The organism is Azonexus sp. (assembly GCF_049652925.1).
GTDB lineage: Bacteria > Pseudomonadota > Gammaproteobacteria > Burkholderiales > Rhodocyclaceae > Azonexus.
The window spans coordinates 20,003-42,162 of record NZ_JBASFI010000012.1; the positions used below are offsets into that span (position 1 = coordinate 20,003).

A 22,160-nucleotide genomic window follows, 5' to 3' on the forward strand; every position below is an offset into this window, starting at 1 on the left:
CCGGAAGTCATCGTTCTTGCGGCTCTCCAGGGATGGCTTTGCCAAGCTCAGCATCCCAAACCTTCTCGTGAACCCAGTCGCGTAAGGACTCCCGCATTTCTGGTGGTAAGCGACTTGCACCCTTGAGGATCAAGTTTCCGAGAAGGTCTTCCCGGTCGTTGACGGCGTCGGCTGCGAGCATCGCGGAACCCGGGTTGTCTGCCAGTAGTACTTCCAGGAGTTGCTCAGCCTGGCGTATGTCCTTATCGGATTTTGTTTTCTCACCTACCGGACGCAGCTGGGAAACGGCCAGTTTGTGAAGTGCGAACCTCGCTGGATCCGGCACTTTTACCGGGATTCCTGCACCGTTGAGGAGCACGGCATCCTGGGTTTGGTTGAGAAGGTAGTCCATGTAAGGAAGCGGCATTGCGTGAACTGAGAAGCGCTCAATGAGCACGGGTGTTCGCTCTGTCGCAGCGTGTTGCGCGGTCAAGAATTCGACCTTGAAGCCGTCAGGGGCAATAAGGTTGAAGGGGGGAGCGCTTGGTAGCAGTTGTGGCGGCCACTTGAGGGCCGGCTCGGCTAGCCGAAGATCGTCCGGTATTGAGCGCTGGAGACCGATATCGAGTTCCCGCTCCAGGGAGAAGTCCATGTCGCTTGTTCGCATCAAGGCCGAGCCGAAGGAGACTCCCAGCATGTTCCCGTAACAAGCGAAGGCAAAGGAGCCAACGAGGACGCCGCCGGCGTCAAACAGGCCCGCCTGGCTCATGCGTGACAGCAATTTTGCGGGGCGCCCTGGCTCCAGATGGGCACCACCGACGCCCAACATGGCGACGAGTCGTTTGCGCGCGTCGCTCAAGCCTGCGGCATCTGACTGCGCTGTCCGCCACTGGTCGATTTTTGCCAGCAATTCGTCGGATTCCCTGCCCAGCGAGATTTGCCGCCGTTGCCCGTCGACCTGAGGTGTCTGGTAGTACCAGTAGATTCCCCCGTTGACGGTTTTCTTGGTGAACGCGCCGCCCGGAGGCAGCCGGCCCGAATCCCCGCAGGCACGGTCCTTGAGGTCGGCATACAAGGTGGCGCAGGTTTCAGAAAGTCGTTTCATAGTGGGATTATACGCACATGATTTATAAGTGAGTATAAATGCTTGCGCTACCCGATTTCAATTTTTGGCATTTTTTCGGGTTGACCGTAGCAAGCGGGATGCTGGGTTATGGCGGCGTCTGATCCAGCGCCTGCCAAATCCGCCAATGTCCGCAGGCCGAGCGGGCGCGGCGTTCGGAGTTGTCCCAGCCGCCGCCAATGCAGAGACCTTCTGAGGTTTCGGCTTCGATGATGACGGTTCCCGGCTCGTTGCCGGGTTGGCGCCAACCGCTCCAGTGCTCGCAACTGGCGCACCGTTTGCGGTCGACGGCGTGGTTCAGCAAGTTTTCGCGGCCTTGCAGGAGGCGATGGTTTGCGTTGCCGGGACGACCGGGCCGCCGGCGCCTATCCAGCCCTTGATGCCGGCTTTGACGTTGTAAACCGTGGCGTAGCCGGCTTGTTGCGAGAGGAACTGGCTGACGGCCTTGGTCCGGTTGCCGGTGCGGCAGATGACGATGACCGGCTCGTTCGGCTTGGCGAAGGGTTTGACCTTTTCGAGCCAGGCCGGGGCGTCGGCGCGGCCTTTTTCGTCGAAGAAGGTGAGGAGTTTGCTGCCGCCGACGATGCCGGTTTCTTCCCATTCCGATTGCAGGCGAATGTCGACGACGGGGACGCCGCTTTGGCGCAGTTTGTCGAGCTGGGCGTTGTCGATGTCGATGACTTCGGCGTGGGCGAAGCTGGTGGCGGCGATCAGGCAGGCTAGGAGCAGGGGGCGCATGGCAATCTCATGTATTAGAAAACGCTGATTATATGGGGCGCTTTACTGCTTTTGCTGGCGCTTCATCATTTCGCGTACTTGCGGATCGTTCATCATTTCCTGCATGTTGAATTTCTGCATGCCGGGCATGATGACGTCGCCCGGTTTTTGGCCAGCCTTGCAGGGGCCGAGCCAGCGAGCTTCCTGAACCATCTTCATCTCTTTCATGCCGTGCTGCGGCGGTTCGTAGCGGATCACCATGTCGTTGCGGTAGGCCGAGTCGAAATCGCCGGTGATGACTGAATCGCTGGTGCTGGTCACGCCTTCGTGTTTGCAGACGGCGTGAATGGTCATCTTGCCGGCGCCGCGGCTGACGTCCATGACCGGGCAATTGACCTTTTCCTTGGCGCGTTCCTGCATGACGTTATCGCTGGCCTGATCGACGCACATCTGCATCGGGCCTTGCGAGGGCATGCCGGGCATCTGGGTCTTTATTTCCCACAGGCCGGATTTGCGGCGCGGGGCATCGGCGGCATCGGCCTGAACGGCGAAGAGGCTGGCGAGCAACAGGGGAAGGATGCGCAACGGGCTCATGACGGAATCTCCTGAAGATTGGCTAGTGATAATCGTAGTCTGCTTTGGGGAATGCGTCATGGGATAATCCGCGCTTTTTACGGGAACCGGCATGGCGCTCAAATCCACCATCTTCAAGGCCGAATTGCAGCTTGCCGACCTCGACCGTTCGCATTTTGGCGACTACACGCTGACCATCGCCCGCCACCCTTCGGAAACGGATGAGCGAATGATGGTTCGCCTGCTGGCCTTTGCGCTGAATGCGTCGGAGACACTGACTTTCGGGCGCGGCCTATCGGCGACGGAGGATGAGGCGGACCTGCAGGAGCTTGATCCGACGGGCAGCGTCGAGCGCTGGATCGACGTCGGGCTGCCTGACGAGAAGGCGATTCGCCGGGCCTGCAACCGCTCGCGGCATGTGATGGTGCTCAGTTATGGCGGGCGGCCCGCTGAAATGTGGTGGCAACAGACGCAGGGCAAGGTGTCGGGGCAGAAGAATCTGCGCGTGCTGTCGTTGAGCGTGGAGGAGGGCAAGGCGCTGGCTGCGCTGGCGGCACGCGGCATGCGCCTGCAATGCACGATTCAGGATGGGGTGATCTGGCTGGGCGGCGATCAGGAACACGTCGAGCTGGCACCGAGAGTTCTCTTCGATAGCGATTCGGCATAGAATCCGAAGACGTTTTTGTGGCTCCGAGCAACTTTCTTGAGAGGTGACTATGGCTGCTAATGATGAAGACGAATCAACCGCGGTAATCGTCGGGGTGTTGGCCGGGATCGTGCTGGCCGTTGTGGCGGTGGTTTATGGGGCGAGCGCCGGCAAGAACGTTCAGGCGGCGGCAAAGCCGGTTGCCGAGCAGGGCGAGATCGCACCGGTTGGCGAGGCGCTGGCCAAGGTCTATTTCGCCCTTGGCGCTGCCGTGCTCGACGAGGCGGACAAGGGCGTCGTCGCCAAAACGCAGGAGGCCCTGGCGGCCAACCCGAACGCCATCGTGCTGCTTTCCGGGTTCCACGACACTTCCGGCGATCCGGCCCAAAATGCCCAGCTGGCCAAGCACCGCGCCCAGTCGGTGCGCGATGCGCTGGTGGCCGGCGGCGTTGCCGCCGAGCGGATCAAGTTCCGCAAGCCGGAATCGACGCTCGGTACGGGCAGCCCGGAAGAGGGGCGGCGGGTGGAAATCCGCGTCCAGTAAGGGTTTTGTGTCTGGCGCAGGGCGAGCCTGAATGGCTCGCCTTTTTCGTTTACAGAATGACGGTGATTTCTTCGCGCCGAACGAGATCCTGTTCCATCTGCAGGCCGTCCATATCGAGCGCATCGTGCGCTGCCAGCAAACCGACCGGGTGGCCGGCCTCATCAATGACGGGAATGTGCCGGAATCCGCCTTCGTACATGAGGTGCAGGGCATGGCCGAAAGGCTTGTCGAGGCCGACGGTCTGGAGGTTTCGGGTCATGATGGTGCTGACTGCGGTATTGGCCGGGTCGCAGTTGTTGGCGACTGCACGAAAAACGATGTCGCGTTCGGTGCAAATGCCGGCGAGAACGCCTTTGTCTACAACGAGAATTGCCGATGAATGCCATTCCTTCATGATGATCGCGGCTTCACGCACGGTGGTGCCGGTGGCTGTGGTGGGGAATGGCCGTCCTTTGATGACTTCACTAACCAGGCGGTTTGGCATGTTGGATCCTTTCGCTTCGGGTTGAGTAAATTTGCAGCATCAATCTAGGACATGGGGTAGCTACCTAAGTTCGCCGGCGGCGATGCTCAATGCGAAATGGATGGGGGCTGTCGGCAGGAGAAGGCCGACAGCCTTCGGCTTAGCGCTTGATCAACGTCCAGACAAACTCGGCGCCGGCGGCCAGCAAGTCGATGGCGTCGATGATGCCGGCGTTTTCCGGTTCCTGTTTCAGGCGTTTCTGGCGCGATTTTTCACGTTCGCGCATGACGATGGCGTCGCCGAGCGCTTCGACGTCGCGCGTTGTGCGGCGTACTTCGGCATGCTGGTAGCGGCTTAGCGCCAGTTCGACGGCGGAAGGGTCGAGGATGGTGATCGGCGCCCGGCAGTGGCCGCAGGCGTGGTCGCGGCGGATATCGACCGGGGCGCCGCAGCCCATGCAGCGGATGATGCCGACTTTGGCCGCCAGTTCGTCGATTTCAGCCGGGTTGAGCTGGCGGACGAAGCCCTTTTCGATCATGAACTGGGCAAAGGTGGTGAAACGGCCGTGTTTTTGCAGGCAGCGGTGGTAGTTGAATTTGCCGCCATGTTTGGCCACGTCGAGGCCATGCAGGAGTTTTTCACTGCAGCGCGGGCATTTCAGAGGATCGCGCAGCGGTATGCGCTGGTCGTCGTGGTGCTCGTGCAGCAGCTTGAACAGCTCGACGATACCGCCCGGCGTGATCTGAACGCTCTCGAATTCATCGAACCAGATGCCTTGGCAGGCGAAACACATGTCGAGTATGACTTCGCCGTGATGCAGCCGCTCGAAGCGGTGCTTGGTCATGGTTTGACGGCAGGACGGGCAGGGAGTGGGTTTCATGGTGAGCGGGTGCGGTGCGACAGGCGTGACTATAGCGCCGCTTTTCAGTCATGGCGCGCGCCGCTGCATCAGCATCCGCTAAAATTCGGGTTCGCCAAATTTTCCGGATGTGCCATGAAGATCGCTGATCCCGCCCAGACCACGCTGTGCAACGAAATGAAACTCTTGCTCGAAGAACTGCCGCTCGATGGCGTCTGTATCCTCGAACTGGGCTGCGGCAAGGCTGAAAAGACGCGGTTTCTGGCGGAAACCGGGCGGCCGCGGGAAATCATTGCCCTCGAAGTCGACACCATCCAGCATGCGCGCAATCTGGAAATTGCCGATCTGCCAACGGTGCGCTTCAGCCATGGCGGCGCCGAGGCGATTCCGGTCGATGATGCCAGCGTCGATATCGTGCTGATGTTCAAGTCGCTGCACCATGTTCCGGTGGCCGACATGGACCGCGCCCTGGCCGAGATCGCCCGCGTGCTGAAACCGGGCGGTGTGGCGTGGATCTCCGAACCGGTCTTTGCTGGCGATCTGAACGAGGTTTTTCGTTTGTTTCACAACGAGCAACAGGTCCGCGAGGCGGCCTTTGCCGCGATCTGCAAGGCAGTGGACTCAGGCAGCCTGAATCTCGAAAAACAGATGTTCTTCAACACCCGCAGCTATTTCGAGAGTTTTGCCCAGTTCGATACCCGGATGATCCAGGTCACGCACACCGATCACCAACTGGCCCCGGAACTCTACCGGCAGGTGCAGGAAAAGTTCGAATCCTTCATGGGGCCGGACGGCGCCACTTTCCTCAATCCGCAGCGCGTCGATCTGCTCCGCAAGCCGGCCTGAGCGGCCGGCTTGGCCGGTGATCAGGCAGCCGGGCGGATGCTGCCGAGGTTGAGCGTCACGCCCTTCTTCATCTTGCCGACGACGTGCATTTCGCAGGCTTTGCAGTCGAACTTGAGGGTCAGCTTTTCGTTGCCGTTGATCAGCGTCATCGGGTCCGGCTTGAGGTGCTTCACTTCCTTCGGGCAGAGGTTGAAGCTGTAGCGCAGGCAGTGGCGGGTGATCATCAGCGAGACCATGCCTTTTTCGTTGCCCGCCTCGTAGGCTTCCTCGATCAGCTTGACGCCGTGTTTCTCGTAGAACTGGCGGGCCTTGGCGTTGAAGACGTTGCCGAGGTAGGTCAGCTCTTCCTGCGGGTAGGGCACCGGGTTGGCGGCCGGCACAGCGCGCGGCGGGCGCGGGTGGCTGGCGATGCGGGCGGCTTCGAGCTGTTCGGTGGCTTCGCGGCGCAAGGCGTTGATGGCGCTGACCGGCATGAACCAGGTCTGGCTGAGCTTTAGTTCAACCGGCTCGGCGACGAACATCGTGTTGCCGAATTTGCCGAGGTTTTCCTTGAGTTTGGCCATCGCCGGCTCGGGATTCTGGGCCAGTTGCCATTCCGATTTTGGCCCAATTTTCCGGTTGACCGTGGCAATCACGCCATCTTCGTCGGTCAGCGTCAGCGTGAAGCCGTCTTCGGTTTCCGTCAGCACCGGTTTGACTGAAATGCGGCGGTCGGCTGATTCCTTTTCCAGCGAACGCTCGAATTCCTGGTCGCGGTTGCGGAAGAGGCTGGCGCCGGCGGTCAGTTCTTCGGGCATTTCGGCCGGGAACAGGGTTTTACCGTCGGCCCGGTTGATGCGCATGCCGACGACTTCGCCGTGGGCGTCGTAGAAACAGACGCCGTCACCGTTGTTGAAGGGCTTTTCGGCGTTAACGGTGAAAGAACCGTCGCCGATGTCGACAACTTCGCCGATCAACTCGCCGACGAAACTCGGCGAATCGAAGGCGCCGATGTCGTCCTGACGGTCGTTGGCGAAATAGTCGGTGTAGCCGCGGTTGAAAGTCTTGTCCGGCTGCGGCGTGAAGGTGTAGGTGCTTCGACCGCTCGAGGCGCGGGTGAATTCGGGATTGTTGGCGATGATCTCGTCAAGCAGGCCGCGGTAGTGCGCGGTGATGTTCTTGACGTAGCTGAGATCCTTGAGCCGGCCCTCGATCTTGAAGGAACAGACGCCGGCGCGGGCCAGATCGAGCATGTTGGCGGTCTGGTTGTTGTCCTTCATCGAGAGCAGGTGCTGGTTCTCGGTGATCGTTTTGCCCTTGTCGTCGACCAGCGTGTAGGGCAGGCGGCAGGCCTGCGAACACTCGCCGCGGTTGGCGCTGCGCCCGGTGTGGGCCTGGCTGATGTAGCACTGGCCGCTGAATGCAACGCACAGCGCGCCGTGAACAAAATATTCCAATGAAACATTGGTTTGCGAAGCAATCTTAATAATTTCGATTAAGCTGCATTCGCGCGCCAGAACGACCTGCGAGAAGCCGACATCTTCGAGAAACTTCACCTTGTCGGCGTTGCGATTGTCGGTCTGCGTGCTGGCGTGAAGCTGGATGGGCGGCAGGTCGAGTTCGAGCAAACCCATGTCCTGGATGATCAGCGCATCGGCCCCAGCTTCGTAAAGTTGCCAGGCGAGTTGGCGGCTGTCTTCAAGCTCGTCGTCGCGCAGGATGGTGTTGAGCGCGACAAAGACCTTGGCGCGGTAGCGATGGGCAAAATCGCACAGGCGTCGTATTTCCGCGACGTCGTTGCCGGCACCGTAACGGGCGCCGAAAGCCGGGCCGCCGATGTAGACAGCGTCGGCGCCGTGCTTGATGGCTTCGATGCCGAAATCGGCGTTCTTGGCCGGGGCGAGGAGTTCGAGCGGGTGTTGAATTCGAGTCATGGCGACTTAGTACGTGAAACGCAGGGCAAGTTCTTCGATATTGAACTCGCGCAGGATGGCTTCGGCGCGTTCGCGGGCGTTTTTGCGCGGGCTGCCACGCTTGCTGGCGATGATCAGCTCGTTCTTCATCGAATGTTCCCAGCCGACCAGCTCGGTGACGGTGACGTCGTAGCCGTGCGACTCGAGCAGCAGGCAGCGCAGGACGTTGGTCAGGTGGCTGCCGAGCTCGCGGGTGTGAATGGGGTGTCGCCAAAGTTCGGACAGCGGTTTTTGCGACAGCGATTCGTTCTTTCTGGCCCGCATCGTGGCGGCTACTTCGGCCTGACAGCAAGGGACGAGGACGATATGGCGGGCATTTTTGGTCAGGGCGAAACGGATGGCGTCGTCGGTCGCCGTGTTGCAGGCGTGTAGCGCTGTCACGACATCGACGCTGGCCGGCAGCTCGGCTGCGGTCAGTGAGTCCTCGACCGTGCAGGCAAGGAAGCGCATACGCTCAAAGCCAAGCCTGGCGGCCAATTCGCGGGATTTTTCGACGAGTTCCTGGCGCGTTTCGATGCCGATGATCTCGCCGGTGGCGCGATTCTTGATACATAGATCGTAGAGGATGAAACCGAGATACGACTTGCCGGCCCCATGGTCGACCAGTGTCTCGGCGCCATCCAGCAGCGGTTCGATGAACTGGTAGAGGTGATAGACCTGTTTGAGCTTGCGCCGCGTGTCCTGATTGAGCTTGCCGTCACGGGTGAGGATGTGGAGTTCCTTGAGCAGTTCGATGGACTGCCCGGGACGGATTTCAGGAATCTCGACGGTGGTATTTGGCTTCTTCATGGGGCGACATTATCGCATTCAAATTTCTATCACTTTCGTGTCAACCGAATCAAAGTCGAGTCGTTATTCGGCTCATGGTGATCAAACACCGCATAACTACGGAGATATAAATGGGCAGTCTGAGCAACGAATCCTTCGAACAATTCCTGGATTCCCTGAAGAAAGCCGGTATTACCATTTCCAACGAAGCCGAACTGCGCGAGCGGCTGGCTGAAGCACAACGCTGGCGTTTCGCCTTCCAGACCCTGGCTGCCAACGGCAAGGTCATCGGCATCAGCTTCGAAGATCAATCCGAAGGCCGCAACGAAGCCGAAATTGCTCGCGCTTTCAACGAATTCCAGTTTTCCGAAAAGAGCAAGGCGGTTTTCTCGGCCAGCCTGAAGCACTAATATCCGCACATACCAGTTTTGAGCCTCGCTTCGGCGGGGCACGAAAGAAGAACGGGCGCCGCAACGGCGCCCGTTTTGCATCAATGCTACGGTAAGGCCAAAAAACGGCCCGTAGTCCTGGAGAATCCGAGCCGAATCTCGGCTGTGGGCGAATCGGAAGGCGATCGTTCGATCTTGAATATGGCGTCAAAGGCGAGGAACGGGGCGTACTACCAAGACGTTCTTTCCGTGGACTGGGGTCCCCGTGTATTCCAAGCCAACTTCTTCGGCAGAGACTAGCGCCAGTTCCACACATCCTTGATACCGGTTCAAGAAGCGCTCAATGGTTTCGCCTTCCTCGCATCCTCTCTGAAACCGCCAGAATCCTTCGGCGTCGGTCTCGGAGGTTGGGCCGAACATGCTCAGTACGGCCCAACCCCGGTGAGGGTCCTTGACCTTGTAATCGCTCATGGTCTCCAGTTCGGCGAGACCGGCAAGCTCTGTAAGTAAGGACATGGGAAATGCTCAGAATCAGCGGGTAATCGGCTTGTAGCGGATCCGCTTCGGCTTGGCACCTTCTTCGCCAAGGCGTTTCTTCTTGTCTTCCTCGTATTCCTGGAAGTTGCCTTCGAAGAAATTCCACTGCGAATCGCCTTCGGCGGCCAGGATGTGCGTGCAGATGCGGTCTAGGAACCAGCGATCATGCGAGATGACCATTGCGCAGCCCGGGAACTCGAGCAGTGCATCTTCCAGCGCGCGCAGGGTTTCGACGTCGAGGTCGTTGGACGGTTCGTCAAGCAGCAGGACGTTGCCGCCGGTCATCAGCGTCTTGGCCAGGTGCAGGCGACCGCGTTCACCGCCGGACAGATTGCCGACCTGCTTGCCCTGATCGGCGCCCTTGAAGTTGAAGCGGCCGATGTAGGCGCGCGACGGCATTTCGAACTTGCCGATCTGCAGGATGTCGCTGCCCTGGGCCAGTTCTTCGAACACGGTCTTGCTGCCATCAAGGCAGTCGCGTGATTGATCGACGTAGGCCATCTTGACTGTCGGGCCGATGTCTACCGTACCGGAATCCGGCTGTTGCTGGCCGGTGATCATCTTGAACAGCGTCGATTTACCGGCACCGTTCGGGCCGATGATGCCGACGATGGCGCCGGCCGGGATGGTGAAGCTGACGTTGTCCATCAAAAGCTTGTCGCCAAACGACTTGGTGACGCCGTTGAACTCGATAACCTTGCCGCCCAGGCGGTCGCCGACCGGGATGAAGATTTCCTGCGTCTCGTTGCGCTTCTGGTATTCCTGGCTCGACAGTTCTTCGAAGCGGGCGATACGGGACTTGGACTTGGCCTGGCGGGCCTTCGGGTTGCTGCGCACCCATTCCAGTTCCTGCTTCATCGCCTTCATGTGGGCGTCGATCTGCTTGTTTTCGGTTTCGAGGCGGGCTTCCTTCTGCTCCAGCCAGCTGGAGTAGTTGCCCTTGTACGGAATGCCGTGGCCACGGTCGAGTTCGAGAATCCACTCGGCCGCGTTGTCGAGGAAGTAGCGGTCGTGGGTGACCGCGACAACGGTGCCCGGGAAGCGGACGAGGAACTGTTCGAGCCACTCGACCGATTCGGCGTCGAGGTGGTTGGTTGGTTCGTCGAGCAACAGCATGTCGGGCTTGGCGAGCAGCAGCTTGCACAGGGCGACACGGCGCTTTTCACCACCGGAAAGAACGCCGATCACGGCATCCCAGGGCGGCAGGCGCAGCGCGTCGGCGGCCAGTTCCATCTGCGCTTCGGTATCGGAACCGGCGGTGGCGATGATGGCTTCAAGGCGGGCCTGTTCTTCGGCCAGTTTGTCGAAATCGGCTTCCGGGTCGGCGTAGGCAGCGTAAACCTCGTCGAGCTTGGCCTGGGCCTGCATGACTTCGCCCATGGCCGATTCAACTTCCTCGCGCACGGTCTTGGCGGCATCAAGCTGCGGTTCCTGCGGCAGGTAGCCGATCGAGACGCCGGCCAGATGCTGCACCTCGCCGTCGTATTCCTTGTCCACGCCGGCCATGATCTTGAGCACGGTCGATTTGCCCGAGCCGTTCAGGCCGAGCAGACCAATCTTGGCGCCGGGGAAGAAGGAGAGGGAAATATCCTTGATGATCTGACGCTTGGGCGGGACGATCTTGCTGACGCGCAGCATGGACATTACGTATTGAGCCATTGAACCTACCTGTAGTCGTAAATATTAATGATGCGCGAGTCTACGGCCCTTCAACGCAAATGGCCAGCCTCCCGAAGCTCGGGGGCTGGCCATTTGCGTTGGGGGGTGGAAACTAGAAGTGAAGATTGCCCAGCGGACGGTGCAGGAGCACGGCCGGCGCATCGACTCGGGGACAGGTGCGGACGGTGCCGATCTGCGAAAAACCAAATTCGCGACGGTAGTACGAGGCATGGCGGGGATTCACTTCAACCACCACATCGGTTACCCCGAAAATGGCCCGGGCGTATTGATAACTCGACCGGAAAAGGGATTTCAAAATTTCCGGGTCGTGGCAGTCCGTATCGACAGCCAGTCGGGTAACTTCGCTGATGACGCGGGATGGCTTGCGCAGGGTTGCCAGCTCTTCGCCATAGAGATTGTCGGCGAGCAGTCCGGCACTGGAGTCGCGGGAAGCGGTCAGTGTCGCCACCAGTTCGCCGTCCATCCAGGCCCCCAGCGTAGCGTGATTCGGATCTTCGATCAGTTGCCGCGGCGGCGAAATCCGGTAGCCGCGCCAGGCGTACATGCGGCGAACCAGAGCACTGCAGGCGCGATGCTGGTGGTAAGTAACAGCCGGGGCGACCTTGATCTCCGGCGGTTCAAAAGCCTCGCCGGAACCGAGCGATGCGCCAAGCTGCTCCGGCAGCATCGATGCTGACATGAAACCGGGAAGGAGCCTGGAGCTAGAAGGTATGACTTTTTGCATAGACGGCATTCTATGATCAATAAATAATGGAATCAACTGGCAATGGCGCTAAGCGGCTTGACCGGTTCGTCACGGAGGTGAAACGGGGTCGGCTTTTCGGCCGACAGGGCGTTGATGTCGCCGCACAACTCGCCGCCTTCGTCGATAACCAGCTTGCCGTAACGAATCTTGCCGGTGACCTTGCCGGTGGCGTGGATGATCAGTTGCGAGCGGGCTGTCAGTTCGCCTTCAAAGCTGCCGTGAATTTCGGCGATATCGATGCTGACCTTGCCCGAGAACGAGCCATTTTCGGCGATGCGGATCACCCGGCTATCCATCGTGGCCTCGACGCGGCCTTCGACGACCAGCGTGTCGCAATCGAGAATTTCAGCGCCTTTCAGTTTGACGTCGGGGCCGACGATCAGGCGGGCGCCCATGACGTTTTCAGACATCGATTCGGTTCTTTCCGGCTGGGCGACCGGGGCAGCAGCGGCCGTTGTTGGCACTGCACTGGTTTCCGTCGCCGGAGATTTGAGGGGTGCGGTGGTACCGCCCAGAATGTTATTGACCTCCTTGCGGGTGATGGCGTCATTGCGGTTGTTGAGGATCGGTTTGTTGAACATGGTGACTCCCGTTCTGAGGTTGCGATGAGTGCTTGACCGGGACTCCATTGCGATAAGCGTGCCATGTAATTAAATGTTAGTTAAATCAGTGTATTGCGAATATTGTTTAAAGTTGGATCGTGATTGGGAGTCGCAATCTGTCGTGAAATTACGACAGGTATTTTTGGTTTTACCGGGAAAGGCAGTTACTCTAGTTGATATGCTTGTCGTGAAATTGCGACATATTTGTAAGTTATTGATATTAATGGAATTAAATGTGTTTTTGGAATGCCGTGAAGCGTGTTTTTGAGAAGGGTCTTCGTTCTTGCTCGCTGACATGGCGGTTTAAACTCCACTTTTTAGACATAGAGCGCCGATGAATCGAATTTCCTTTCGTCAGGGGATGTTGCTTGGCTTTGCCCTGATCGTTTTGCTGCTGGGCGGCGCGGCAGTGCAAAGCTGGCTGGTTGTCGAGCGGCTGGTCGATCAAAGCCGGCGCAGCAGCGAGCAGGCCATACAATTGACGGCGTCGATTCAGGAACTCGGCGAGCGCACGGTCGATATCGAACGCAGCGCGCGGCAATATCTGGTGCTCGACAACCCGGTCTTCCGCCAGCGTTTCGACGAGCACCTCAGCCAGTCGCTGGCGGTCGTCGATCGGCTCGATACCCTGGCCGCCGAACCACTCCTGCCCCTGCTCGGGGGCTGGCGCATGGTGGCCGAGGCATTGCGCAGCGGTCTTGATCAGAATATTCCGCAAGCCGAGATCATTCCCCTGCTGGCCCGTATGGCCGAGCTTGACGGCCTGTTGAAGCAGGCCGGGCAGCGCTGGATCGAAGCGCAGAATCGCAAGTCGCTTGACGATCTTGAGACCAACCGGCTGCGTCTCGGCGGACGCATCGCCCTGGCCCTCTGTGGCGCACTGCTCGTCGCCCTGGCCATGGGCTGGTGGCTGGTGCGTCCGGTGCGCCATCTTGAGCAGGCGATCATCCGGCTGGGGGCCAGCCGCTTCGACGAAGCCATCACGGTCGGCGGTCCGGCCGATTTGCGCCAGCTCGGCAAGCGCCTGGACTGGTTGCGCCAGCGGCTGGGTGAGCTGGAGGCCGACCGCGAGCGGGCCTTGCGCCATGTCTCGCACGAACTCAAAACCCCGCTGACGGCGTTGAAGGAAGGCGTTTCGCTATTGCGCGAGGAAGTCCCCGGGCCGCTGGCGGCAGGGCAGCGCGAGGTGGTCGATATCCTTCAGCACAACGTGATCAGCCTGCAGCAGCAAATCGAGAGCCTGCTGACGCTCAATGCCGCCGCCTTCGAGGCGCGCCGCCTGCAAATTGCCCCGACCCGGCTGCGTAAACTGCTGAGCAACGTCGTCCAGCGCCGCGAACTGCATAGCCAGTCGCGGCAGTTGAAGATCATCATCGAGTCCTCCCAGGAAACGGCCATGCTCGATGCCGAGAAAATGACGGTGGTGCTCGACAACCTGTTGTCCAACGCCATCGATTTCAGCCCCGAGAACGGCGAAATCCGTCTCTCGGTCAGCCACGTTGAAGGGCTCTGGCGCTTTGAGTGTATCGATCAGGGGCCGGGCGTCGCCGAAGAGGACCGGCAACGCATCTTCGAGCCCTTTGTCCAGGGCCAGCGTTCGCCACCGGCGCCACGCCAGGGCAGCGGCGTCGGTCTCTCCATCGTGCGCGAGCTGGTGCGGGCGATGGGCGGCACGGTGTATCTCCTCCCGCAAGCTGCGGGCGCCCATTTTTGTGTGGAAATACCTGATGAGCAGTAGATTCCCGACGTTTTCCCGCCGTCTGGCGGTTTTCATTTTTGGCCTTTTTTTCGGGTTGACCGTGGCAGGCTGCGCCTCCGGCCCGTTGGCCAGGAAAATGCATCTGGAGGAGACCACGCCGGAAGCTGCGCTGCTCTATAACCAGAGCCTGTCGCGCATGACGCCGGCCGAGCTTGGACGCGAACGCTCGGTGCTGGCTGCCGTGCCGCAGACGACCTTCACGCAGGTCAGGATGGCTTTGCTGCTCGGCCATCCGCGCGTCCAGCAAGATCTGGGCAAGGGACTGGCTCTACTCGAAGGCGTGCTCAAGTCGACTGAACCGGCGGCGGTTTCTTTCCACCCTCTGGCCCGGCAGCTTGCCGACAACTATCAGGAACGCATGAAGCTCGAAAGCCAGCTGGAAAAACAGGGCTTGTTATTGAACCAGCAACTGAAAGATAGCCAGCGCAAGACCGCCGAGCTGCAGGAAAAACTCGACAGTCTGGCCAATATCGAACAAACGCTGATTCCGCGTCCGCGCGTGGTCAGCCCGAATGGAGGCAAGCGGTAATGGCCGGCGCCCACGTACTGGTCGTCGATGACGACGAAGATATCCTCAAATTGCTGACCATGCGCCTGCGCGCCAAGGGTTTCCGGATCACCGCCGTTGGCTCGGCCGAACAGGCGCTGGCGCAGATTGCCGTTGATCCGCCGCGCGTCGTCGTCAGCGACGTTCGCCTGCCCGGGCTGGACGGCCTGGCGCTGTTCGAAGAAATCCGCCGCACCCGGCCAACGCTGCCCGTCATCCTGCTCACCGCCCACGGCAATATTCCCGATGCCGTTGCTGCCACCTCGCGCGGCGTTTTCGGCTACCTGACCAAGCCCTTCGACAGCCAGATCCTGCTCGAAAAAATCGACCGTGCCCTGCAACTCTCGGCGCCGACCTCACATCCCGGTGACGAGCCGCGCCTGGCAGGGAAGGGCGACGATGCCTGGATGGCCGGCGTCGTCTTTCGTAGCAGCAAAATGGCCGAACTGATGGCCGAAGCGCGCATGGTCGCCGCCTCCGACGCCAGCGTGCTGATTCGTGGGGAAAGCGGCACCGGCAAGGAAGTCCTGGCCCGCGCCATCCATCTCGCCAGCCCGCGCGCCAAAGGACCGTTCGTCGCCATCAACTGCGGCGCCATTCCCGAGCAACTGCTCGAATCCGAACTCTTCGGCCACGCCAAGGGCGCCTTCACTGGCGCTGGCGCCAGTCGGGTTGGCCTGTTCCAGACCGCCAATGGCGGTACGCTCTTTCTCGACGAAATCGGCGACATGCCGCTCGCCCTCCAGGTCAAGCTGCTGCGCGTGCTGCAGGAACGCGTCGTGCGGCCGGTGGGTACGACCAAGGCCGAGCCGGTCGATGTCCGGCTGCTCTCGGCGACCCACCGCGACCTCGATCTGGCCATGGCCCAGGGCCAGTTTCGCGAAGACCTCTATTACCGTCTCGACGTCGTGTCGCTTAACCTGCCGCGCCTCGACGAGCGGCGCGAAGACATCCCGCTGCTCGCCCTGCATTTCGTCCAGCTGCTCGCCGGTAAATACGGCAAACCGGTTAACGGCTTCGCCCCTGAAGCGCTCGAAGCGCTGGCCACGGCCGCCTGGCCGGGCAATGTCCGGCAACTGTTCAATGTCGTCGAACAAAGCTGCGCGCTGACCTCGACGCCGCTTATCCCGCTGACCCTCGTCCAGCGCGCCCTGCGCGTGCCGGTCATGGACGCCCTGAACTACGCCGAAGCCAAGCAGCGCTTCGAACGCAACTACCTCGTCCAGCTCCTCAAACTGACCGACGGCAACGTCGCCGACGCTGCCCGTCTGGCCGAACGCAACCGGACCGAGTTCTATCGCCTGTTGCAGAAACACGATCTGACGCCAGCCATGTTCCGCAGTGAAGGCGATAGCCCGCCCTCAGGTGGAGAGAAGGCAGTAGCGCCTTAGAAAATAGCGCTGACATTCCCGCCTGCGCGCGAATGTCCCGTTCCCGGAGATTTCCGCACGTGGCAAAAACACTGTCGTTACCGCACGACGGAATGCCAGTCGCCACGAATGCAATTAAATAGTAAGTTATTGATTCAAATTAAAAATAAATTACTGGCACGGACTTCGCATTAGGCTAATGGCAATCAACAATAAAAGGGAATAGCCATGTTCAAACGTCACCTTATGGTCGCCTGCATGACCGCCGCCGCCACCTTCGCCGGCCTTGGCCTTTCCGCCTTTGCCACCGATGATCCGCAAGTGCTGGCCGCCATGATTGCCAACACTGAAGCTCAGGATGCTGCGCTCGTCGACAAGGTCGAAACCATGCTGCGCACTGATGCCGGCCTGGCCGGCTCGCAGTTCCGCATTCTTGCCAAATCGGCCGTCGTTACCATCGGCGGCTCCGTGCCCGATGAACATGCGTTGCGCCGGGCCCTGGACCTCGCCAGCGGGGTGCGCGGCGTGCGCGAAGTGCGCAACGCCATGGAGGTCGATCTCCCAAAGTAAGGGGAGGGGGCGAATCAAGCTTTCCGAAGGCGCTGCTCAAACTGATTCCAGAGTTACCAGTAGGGCCCCTTCGGCGACTGTATCGCCCTCTATGACGTGAATTTGAACCACCCGGCCGGCGTGCGGGCTGGGAATATCCAGCGCCACCTTGCCGGTTTCCAGCGTCAGAATATTGTCGTCACGTTCGACCATGTCGCCGATCTTGACCAGCAACTCCAGAATGAAGATGTCACCGCTCGCGCACGAGCCGCAACTCGACCAGCACTCGGGGTATTTCGGCATGCGAACGAAGGAGAAAGACATCAGCTTTTTTCGGCGGAAACCTTGCATTCTACGCCGGTGTCCGTATAATGCGCCGCTCTGACAGTGCGCCCGTAGCTCAGCTGGATAGAGTACTTGGCTACGAACCAAGGGGTCGGGCGTTCGAATCGCTCCGGGCGCACCAGCAGAACAACCCGTCGAAGGTTGAAAATTTCGGCAAATCAGTAAAAAGCAGTTTAGGTGTGCGCCCGTAGCTCAGCTGGATAGAGTACTTGGCTACGAACCAAGGGGTCGGGCGTTCGAATCGCTCCGGGCGCACCAAAAATCTGCATTCCAAAGCGTTTAGGCCAATCTCTGATTGGCCTTTTTGCTTTTTGTGGCGGGGAAATGTTTGCTGGCTGCGCGCTAGCGATTCAGGACATCAATCCAGAGGCAGAGCCGAACGCGACATCAAGCGGCGCCGAATTTGTCCGTATGCGCTTTCACTGAGCGGACTCTCGCCATGAGCAAACGAACCTTTACCGTATCCGACAAATCCTCATCGGCGGTATTCGAAGTCTTGCCTGCCTGGCTGAGGATGTAAGCCTCGACCGCCTTTGTTCGTGCCATTAACAGGCGAAGTTTGATGTGCTCAGGGAGATCGATGACAGTTTGTTCGTCAGCATCGGCTTGACCAAGCTTCTTGACGACCCTGGGTTGGCTGAAGGAGCGATGGAGATCCTGATCGTCGATGCCCGATTCGTCATCTTGATCATTTGAAGCGTCGAGTCGCTCATGGTCGTCCGCTTTGGCCAGCGCCGTGCTGGCCAGTGCCATCTGCTCGCGGGCGGAGCGGGATAGCATCGACTTTGCTCTCGCCACCTTGGCCGCTTTGGCACTTCTAGCCTGCCCATGTGCGTTCCGCGGGGAATAACTGGTCAGTTCCGTTACCATGGCCGGCATCGGCACAGGGGCTATGGTGACCAAAGCCTCGCCATAGGGCGGCTGGGCAAACGTGCCTTCCGGATGGGAATCATCAGTCGACGGTTCCCAAGCGTGCACACTCATGGCGGCCAGGGAGGTCAAAACGATGAATAGAAATTTGCGCACTGATATACCTAAAATACTTGCTTTATGGGCGTATAACGCACCAAACCGATTTTGGTTGTCATTAATTTGAGGTTTTTATTCAAATTTTGATGTATGGCAATGAAATGGACGCATCTCTTTGTTGAGCGAAGATCGACGAATGGGTGAAGATGCTTGACCGGCAATTGTCCGGCTCTGGAACCGATGGTCCGGATTAGTGGAGCAGGCGGGCTTCGAAAGTCGCTCCGGCGTTGTCTGCAAACCTGTACTGAGCAAACACGCGCTGCAACACAGTCGATTTCATTCCCGGGTTGGCGAGGAAACTAATGCCGATGCGCTGGCCTTCCTTGACGAGTGTCGTGAAAGCGTAGTGCCGTCTATAGCCATTTGGAACAGTGTCATCACTTGACTGGACCCTGACACCCCCGCATAGTCGTGGGCCCATGAATAAGTTGGATGCCACCCCTCCGCAGGACGACGACCTTGATCTGGCTGTGCGCGTCCGGGCAGATCAGTTGCATCTGCTTTATCAGCAATCGTTTCCAGCCATCTTCCTGAGTGTCGTTGTGGCCGTGGTGCTGTGTCAGATGCTTTGGGATGGGGTTCGGCACGAGTTGCTGATTGGCTGGCTGGCGGTTGTCTGCGCTGGTGGGGTTATGCGCTGGGCCCTGTTCTGGCTGCATCGTCGCCGTCGGCCGGAAGGGCTGCAGATTCTGGAGTGGGAGCGCAGTTACGCTGTCACGTTGTTCATCACCACGTCGTTGTGGGGGTTTGGTATCCTGTGGATCAGCAGCGAAAGTGCGCTGGTTCATCAGCTCATCGAGTTCATGTTCCTGCTCGGGATGGCGGCGGGGGCTTTCTCGCATTATTCGGCCCGGCGTTACATGGTGGTCGGGGCGATGGGCACGATTCTGCTGCCGACGATAGGCTTGTTCCTGCTCAGCGGGCAGCCGATGAAGCTCAGTCTGGGCGTCGCGGCGTTGCTGTATATGGGCCTTCTGGTGCGGGCTAGTACGGTTTTGTCGCGGGCGCAGGGAGAAAATTTCGCCTTGACCCACCGGTTGTCGGCGGCCAAGCAGAAAGCCGAGTTGATGGCGCATACGGATGATCTGACCGGACTGGACAACCGCCGCGCTTTCTTTGATCGCGGGCAGACGCTGGCCAATTATTGCGAGCGCAACAAGTTGCCGTTGAGCATTGCGATGATCGACGCGGATTATTTCAAGCAGATCAACGACCAGTATGGTCATGCCGTTGGTGACGGGGTGTTGTGCGCGCTGGCAGATCAGTTGCGGCGCAGCCTGCGTAAATCGGATGTGTGCGGGCGGATGGGCGGCGAGGAGTTCGCCATACTCTTGCCGGATACCACGCTGGCCGAAGCAACGGAGTTGGCTGAACGCTTTTGCAAGGCCTATGCGGCGACACCGATACTCAGTGGTGGTGTAGAGGTTGGCAACACGGTGAGTGTCGGCGTGGCGAGCGATGGCTACGATATCGAGCACTTGCTGCAATGCGCTGACGAGGCGCTTTATCTGGCCAAGGCGGCGGGGCGCAACCGGGTGGTTTCCGAACTGAATGTGGAAGAAGCCCTTGGTTGATGGCGTATTGGCAGGGAGTCCGTCGGACATCAAAATGGCGCTTCTGTTGGAGCGCCATTTGTTATTTCAGTCTTGGCTTGTCGTTCAGTTGCCGACAAAGTTATTTCAATTTTGGCCATTTTTTCCGGTTCACCGTGGAATTGCGCCTAGGCGGGCTGGAATCAAGGTTTGGCTTGCTTCCGGAAAATCCCTATTGGTTATTAGCAACTGCTAATATTTTGCGCTTGTTGGGCGCCGTGCATGGGAACCGAGGCTGCATCCAACCTTCTGGAAGAGGAATTGAGTTGAAAAAAGGCTACTGGGTTATCGCTGTACTGATTTTTCTGGTTGGTCTTGACTGGTTTATCCAGGCGCCCGATTCACGGTCGCGCGAACTGACCCGCGCGATCGAGGCGCAGGCCAGCCCGAAGCTCAAGAATTATCCGTACAAATTCCGGGTCATGAAGGTCAATGGCGCGACTGCGCTGGTCAGCACGCCGCGCAATTTTGATGTTCCTGCCTTCAAGGCGCTGGCCGTTCTCTATCCGGAGATCGATACCAAGAACCCGAACGATCCGGCTTTCATTGCGGCGGAAAAGTTATTGGCTGAGGTTCAGTCCGAGGCGCGGGCGATTGTGCTGGCCCAGCCGGGGATCAAGGATGTGAGCTGGGAACTCGACCGCGATTGGCTGAAGAAGCACTTCATCGAGGTGCCTGAAAAGCGCTGACCGGCAGGCTCCCCGGCCCTGATTTCTCGTTCAGCGGCCGCCGGAGCGATTTTGTTTTTGGCCGGTTTTTCCGGTTGACCGTGGCACTCCGCCCGGACGGGCTGCGGGACGGGCGCCGGGGCGTTTGGGGGCGTCATCGAAGCCGACCCAGTTGCTCGGTGCGCTTTTGCCGCCTCGGCCGCCGGCCACCTTGGGTTTTTTGATCTTCTTCGCGGCGATTGCGGCAGCGCCGGTCAGTGGAATTCGGTGGTCCGGTTCGAAGCCCGGTTCTTCTTCGCGGCTCAGGGTTTGCTTGAGCAGAATTTCGATGGCGGCGAGCATCGGGGCTTCGTCGGCGCAGACCAGCGAGATGGCTTCGCCGGTGGCGCCGGCGCGGCCGGTGCGGCCGATGCGGTGGATGTAGTCCTCGGCGACGATGGGCAGGTCGAAATTGACGACTTGCGGCAAGTCGTCGATGTCCAACCCGCGGGCGGCGACGTCGGTGGCGACGAGAATCTGTATTTCGCCGGCCTTGAAACTTTCCAGCGCACGCAGACGAGCCGGTTGCGGCTTGTCGCCATGGATGGCATCGGCCTTGATGCGCTTGGCCTGGAGGATGCCGACCAGTTCGTCGGCGCCGCGCTTGGTCTTGACGAAAACCAGCACCTGGCCCCAGCGCCGGTCCTTGCGCATGAACAGGAAGAGTTCGGTTTTGCGCTTCTTGTCGACTGGCACCATCCACTGCTTGACGGCCTTGACGGTGCTGTTCGGCGGGCTGATTTCGATGGTCAGCGGGTTGCGCAGGCGGGCCTTGGCGAGGCTGCGGATGACTTCGGAAAAGGTGGCGGAGAAGAGCAGGGTCTGCCGCTTCTTGGGCAGGGCGGCGAAGACGGCGTCGAGTTCGTTCGAGAAGCCGAGGTCGAGCATGCGGTCGGCTTCGTCGAGGACGAGGACTTGCACTTTGTTGAGCTTGAGGGCGTTCTGGCTGTAGAGATCGAGCAGGCGGCCTGGGGTGGCGACGAGGACATCGACGCCGCGGCGCAGGCGCATCATCTGCGGGTTGATGCTGACGCCGCCGTAGGCCGCGTAGGTGCTGACGCTGGTGTGTTCGCCGTACTGGCGGAAGCTGGCGTGGACTTGTTCGGCCAGTTCGCGCGTCGGCACGAGGACGAGGGCGCGCACCGAATTACTGCCGACCTTGATGCCATCGTTGGCCAGACTGTGCAGGATGGGCAGCGCGAAGCCGGCGGTCTTGCCGGTGCCGGTCTGGGCTGCGGCCATCACGTCGCGCCCTTCGAGAATGGCGGGAATGGCTTGCTCCTGAATCGGCGTCGGCGTCTTGTAGCCTAGCGTTTCGAGGGACTGGAGCAGCGTTTCGGCGAGGCCGAGGGCGGAGAAGGTCATGGGCAGGGCAGGTAATTTCATAGGGGCGAGTTTAACCCGCTGGTGTGGCAAGCGTTAGTTCGGGCAAGCTGAACAAGTCATTCCCGCGAACGCGGGAATGACGCATCACTGTGAAGCAGCGAGGGTTTAAACGCCAGCGGCGAGGCCTTTGCGCAGCAGCATGTCGACCACTTCGTTGATGCCGCCTTCGCTGGTTTCGGCCAGCGTGCGCAGTTGTTCGGCCAATTCGGCATCGAGTTTGACGGCGAACGGGATGAGACCCTTGGCCTGGTCGAGCTTGCGCTGTTCCTTGCGGTCGAGGACGGCGCCCTGGCCGAAACGGTCGGGCGTTCCCGCCTGTTTCATGTTCCTGTCAATCTTGCTGGCGAGGCTTTTGTAGAGATCGGTTCTTTTCATGGGGGGGCTCGGGTGCGTGGCGGTGTTGGTCACCGCCACTGGGTAGCAGCCGGCCGGCGGCAGGCTGACAAGCGTGAA

The 22,160-nt window shown here is 59.9% G+C and carries 25 protein-coding genes and 2 tRNA genes; 12 read left to right on the plus strand and 15 right to left on the minus strand.

What is annotated here, in order from left to right; translation table 11 throughout:
* Positions 1–7: 7 nt before the first annotated feature.
* The 4 genes from WBK19_RS04220 to WBK19_RS04235 all read right to left on the minus strand — a co-directional run bounded on the left by WBK19_RS04220 (position 8) and on the right by WBK19_RS04235 (position 2,413).
* The gene (locus tag WBK19_RS04220) at positions 8–1,084 is read right to left on the minus strand and encodes a GSU2403 family nucleotidyltransferase fold protein (RefSeq protein WP_511287239.1); all 1,077 of its coding nucleotides are present in this window, start codon (positions 1,082–1,084) and stop codon (positions 8–10) included.
* Between the two features lie 106 nt (positions 1,085–1,190).
* Positions 1,191–1,406 (minus strand): hypothetical protein, encoded by a 216-nt coding sequence (locus tag WBK19_RS04225; RefSeq protein WP_511287241.1) that lies wholly within the window; start codon positions 1,404–1,406, stop codon positions 1,191–1,193.
* Entirely contained in the window at positions 1,400–1,840 is a 441-nt protein-coding gene (locus WBK19_RS04230; RefSeq protein WP_511287243.1) for a rhodanese-like domain-containing protein, read from the minus strand. The genes WBK19_RS04225 and WBK19_RS04230 overlap by 7 nt, the downstream gene beginning before the upstream one ends.
* 42 nt (positions 1,841–1,882) lie before the next feature.
* Positions 1,883–2,413, minus strand: coding sequence for a DUF3617 domain-containing protein (locus WBK19_RS04235; RefSeq protein ID WP_511287245.1), 531 nt, complete (start codon positions 2,411–2,413; stop codon positions 1,883–1,885).
* A 91-nt stretch (positions 2,414–2,504) separates the two neighbouring features.
* Between WBK19_RS04235 and WBK19_RS04240 the strand changes: the two genes are divergently transcribed.
* Together WBK19_RS04240 and WBK19_RS04245 are read left to right on the plus strand one after the other, a co-directional pair.
* A complete protein-coding gene (locus tag WBK19_RS04240) occupies positions 2,505–3,059 on the plus strand; it encodes a YaeQ family protein (protein ID WP_511287247.1) in 555 nt (184 codons plus the stop codon).
* 49 nt (positions 3,060–3,108) lie between these two features.
* Positions 3,109–3,582 (plus strand): OmpA family protein, encoded by a 474-nt coding sequence (locus tag WBK19_RS04245; protein ID WP_511287249.1) that lies wholly within the window; start codon positions 3,109–3,111, stop codon positions 3,580–3,582.
* 49 nt (positions 3,583–3,631) lie between these two features.
* Here WBK19_RS04245 and WBK19_RS04250 read toward each other — a convergent pair whose 3' ends face one another.
* Positions 3,632–4,066, minus strand: a complete 435-nt coding sequence (locus WBK19_RS04250; RefSeq protein WP_511287251.1) for a CBS domain-containing protein — start codon at positions 4,064–4,066, stop codon at positions 3,632–3,634.
* Positions 4,067–4,205: 139 nt separating this feature from the next.
* On the minus strand, positions 4,206–4,925 hold the full coding sequence (locus WBK19_RS04255; protein ID WP_511287253.1) for a zf-TFIIB domain-containing protein: 720 nt from the start codon (positions 4,923–4,925) through the stop codon (positions 4,206–4,208).
* 114 nt (positions 4,926–5,039) lie between these two features.
* Here WBK19_RS04255 and WBK19_RS04260 point away from each other — a divergent pair, with 114 nt between their 5' ends.
* The gene (locus WBK19_RS04260; RefSeq protein WP_511287255.1) at positions 5,040–5,750 is read left to right on the plus strand and encodes a class I SAM-dependent methyltransferase; all 711 of its coding nucleotides are present in this window, start codon (positions 5,040–5,042) and stop codon (positions 5,748–5,750) included.
* 20 nt (positions 5,751–5,770) lie between these two features.
* On the opposite strand, the gene WBK19_RS04265 is transcribed toward WBK19_RS04260, so the two are convergent.
* Both WBK19_RS04265 and WBK19_RS04270 read right to left on the minus strand, forming a co-directional pair.
* On the minus strand, positions 5,771–7,663 hold the full coding sequence (locus WBK19_RS04265) for a peptidase U32 family protein (RefSeq protein ID WP_511287257.1): 1,893 nt from the start codon (positions 7,661–7,663) through the stop codon (positions 5,771–5,773).
* A gap of 6 nt (positions 7,664–7,669) precedes the next feature.
* Positions 7,670–8,491: a class I SAM-dependent methyltransferase gene (locus WBK19_RS04270; RefSeq protein WP_511287259.1), complete on the minus strand. Its 822-nt coding sequence runs from the start codon at positions 8,489–8,491 to the stop codon at positions 7,670–7,672.
* Positions 8,492–8,601: 110 nt separating this feature from the next.
* Here WBK19_RS04270 and WBK19_RS04275 point away from each other — a divergent pair, with 110 nt between their 5' ends.
* The gene (locus WBK19_RS04275; protein ID WP_511287261.1) at positions 8,602–8,880 is read left to right on the plus strand and encodes a hypothetical protein; all 279 of its coding nucleotides are present in this window, start codon (positions 8,602–8,604) and stop codon (positions 8,878–8,880) included.
* A 510-nt stretch (positions 8,881–9,390) separates the two neighbouring features.
* On the opposite strand, the gene ettA is transcribed toward WBK19_RS04275, so the two are convergent.
* The 3 genes from ettA to WBK19_RS04290 all read right to left on the minus strand — a co-directional run bounded on the left by ettA (position 9,391) and on the right by WBK19_RS04290 (position 12,402).
* The gene (gene ettA / locus WBK19_RS04280) at positions 9,391–11,055 is read right to left on the minus strand and encodes an energy-dependent translational throttle protein EttA (RefSeq protein ID WP_511287263.1); all 1,665 of its coding nucleotides are present in this window, start codon (positions 11,053–11,055) and stop codon (positions 9,391–9,393) included.
* Between the two features lie 112 nt (positions 11,056–11,167).
* Complete coding sequence (locus WBK19_RS04285) at positions 11,168–11,755, minus strand: N-acyl amino acid synthase FeeM domain-containing protein (protein ID WP_511287265.1); 588 nt, start codon at positions 11,753–11,755, stop codon at positions 11,168–11,170.
* A 77-nt stretch (positions 11,756–11,832) separates the two neighbouring features.
* Complete coding sequence (locus WBK19_RS04290) at positions 11,833–12,402, minus strand: bactofilin family protein (RefSeq protein ID WP_511287267.1); 570 nt, start codon at positions 12,400–12,402, stop codon at positions 11,833–11,835.
* Between the two features lie 355 nt (positions 12,403–12,757).
* On the opposite strand from WBK19_RS04290, the gene WBK19_RS04295 reads away from it, so the two are divergent.
* The 4 genes from WBK19_RS04295 (at position 12,758) to WBK19_RS04310 (ending at position 16,669) form a co-directional block, all read left to right on the plus strand.
* Positions 12,758–14,161, plus strand: coding sequence for a sensor histidine kinase (locus WBK19_RS04295; protein WP_511287269.1), 1,404 nt, complete (start codon positions 12,758–12,760; stop codon positions 14,159–14,161).
* Complete coding sequence (locus WBK19_RS04300; protein WP_511287271.1) at positions 14,151–14,711, plus strand: permease; 561 nt, start codon at positions 14,151–14,153, stop codon at positions 14,709–14,711. Before WBK19_RS04295 ends, WBK19_RS04300 begins: the two co-directional genes overlap by 11 nt.
* Positions 14,711–16,120: a sigma 54-interacting transcriptional regulator gene (locus WBK19_RS04305; protein WP_511287273.1), complete on the plus strand. Its 1,410-nt coding sequence runs from the start codon at positions 14,711–14,713 to the stop codon at positions 16,118–16,120. The genes WBK19_RS04300 and WBK19_RS04305 overlap by 1 nt, the downstream gene beginning before the upstream one ends.
* A 207-nt stretch (positions 16,121–16,327) precedes the next feature.
* The gene (locus tag WBK19_RS04310; protein ID WP_511287275.1) at positions 16,328–16,669 is read left to right on the plus strand and encodes a BON domain-containing protein; all 342 of its coding nucleotides are present in this window, start codon (positions 16,328–16,330) and stop codon (positions 16,667–16,669) included.
* Between the two features lie 36 nt (positions 16,670–16,705).
* Here WBK19_RS04310 and WBK19_RS04315 read toward each other — a convergent pair whose 3' ends face one another.
* The gene (locus WBK19_RS04315) at positions 16,706–16,972 is read right to left on the minus strand and encodes a biotin/lipoyl-containing protein (protein WP_494649682.1); all 267 of its coding nucleotides are present in this window, start codon (positions 16,970–16,972) and stop codon (positions 16,706–16,708) included.
* Positions 16,973–17,037: 65 nt separating this feature from the next.
* Here WBK19_RS04315 and WBK19_RS04320 point away from each other — a divergent pair.
* Both WBK19_RS04320 and WBK19_RS04325 read left to right on the plus strand, forming a co-directional pair.
* Positions 17,038–17,114: transfer RNA gene (locus tag WBK19_RS04320), tRNA-Arg, on the plus strand.
* A gap of 60 nt (positions 17,115–17,174) precedes the next feature.
* Positions 17,175–17,251, plus strand: a tRNA-Arg gene (locus tag WBK19_RS04325).
* 129 nt (positions 17,252–17,380) lie between these two features.
* On the opposite strand, the gene WBK19_RS04330 is transcribed toward WBK19_RS04325, so the two are convergent.
* Entirely contained in the window at positions 17,381–18,019 is a 639-nt protein-coding gene (locus tag WBK19_RS04330; protein ID WP_511287277.1) for a hypothetical protein, read from the minus strand.
* Between the two features lie 422 nt (positions 18,020–18,441).
* Here WBK19_RS04330 and WBK19_RS04335 point away from each other — a divergent pair, with 422 nt between their 5' ends.
* The gene (locus WBK19_RS04335; protein WP_511287279.1) at positions 18,442–19,596 is read left to right on the plus strand and encodes a GGDEF domain-containing protein; all 1,155 of its coding nucleotides are present in this window, start codon (positions 18,442–18,444) and stop codon (positions 19,594–19,596) included.
* On the plus strand, positions 19,596–20,303 hold the full coding sequence (locus tag WBK19_RS04340; RefSeq protein ID WP_511287281.1) for a hypothetical protein: 708 nt from the start codon (positions 19,596–19,598) through the stop codon (positions 20,301–20,303). The genes WBK19_RS04335 and WBK19_RS04340 overlap by 1 nt, the downstream gene beginning before the upstream one ends.
* A 30-nt stretch (positions 20,304–20,333) precedes the next feature.
* On the opposite strand, the gene WBK19_RS04345 is transcribed toward WBK19_RS04340, so the two are convergent.
* Positions 20,334–21,686: a DEAD/DEAH box helicase gene (locus WBK19_RS04345; RefSeq protein ID WP_511287283.1), complete on the minus strand. Its 1,353-nt coding sequence runs from the start codon at positions 21,684–21,686 to the stop codon at positions 20,334–20,336.
* 126 nt (positions 21,687–21,812) lie between these two features.
* Entirely contained in the window at positions 21,813–22,082 is a 270-nt protein-coding gene (locus tag WBK19_RS04350) for a hypothetical protein (RefSeq protein ID WP_511287285.1), read from the minus strand.
* Positions 22,083–22,160 lie beyond the last annotated feature (78 nt).